The sequence below is a fragment of the Bradyrhizobium uaiense genome, assembly GCF_010811875.1.
In the GTDB taxonomy this organism is placed as follows: domain Bacteria; phylum Pseudomonadota; class Alphaproteobacteria; order Rhizobiales; family Xanthobacteraceae; genus Bradyrhizobium; species Bradyrhizobium uaiense.
Genome location: NZ_VKHP01000639.1, coordinates 1 through 326, shown reverse-complemented (window position 1 = coordinate 326; position 326 = coordinate 1). Strand labels below are relative to the sequence as shown.

The 326-nt window shown below is 61.0% G+C and carries 1 pseudogene; it reads left to right on the top strand.

The window, feature by feature from the left end:
• Positions 1–170 precede the first annotated feature (170 nt).
• A pseudogene (locus FNJ47_RS46865) lies at positions 171–326 on the top strand (IS66 family transposase); the annotation flags it as partial.

Genomic DNA, 326 nt, shown 5'->3' with positions numbered 1-326 from the left:
GCGCCGCCAGGAGGCGGTCGTCACGCTGACGACCGAGCAATTGCACTGGATCCTTGACGGCATCGATATCGATGCGATGGTCCGCCATCCGGTGCGGCAATATCAGGTTGCCGGCTGAGCTCTCGAGCTGAGCGGTTGACGCGTCGGTACGGTTCAGATTCAAGAATCCGATGAATCGAACCGGCGATCCGAGTGTTGGAGTGCTGTTGGCGCGCATTGCTGCGCTGCAGGCGGAGAACCATCAACTCGCCGACCGCGTCGTCAAACTCGAGGAAGAACTGGCGCTGGCACGCCTGCATCGTTTTGCGCCACGCAGCGAAAAGCAC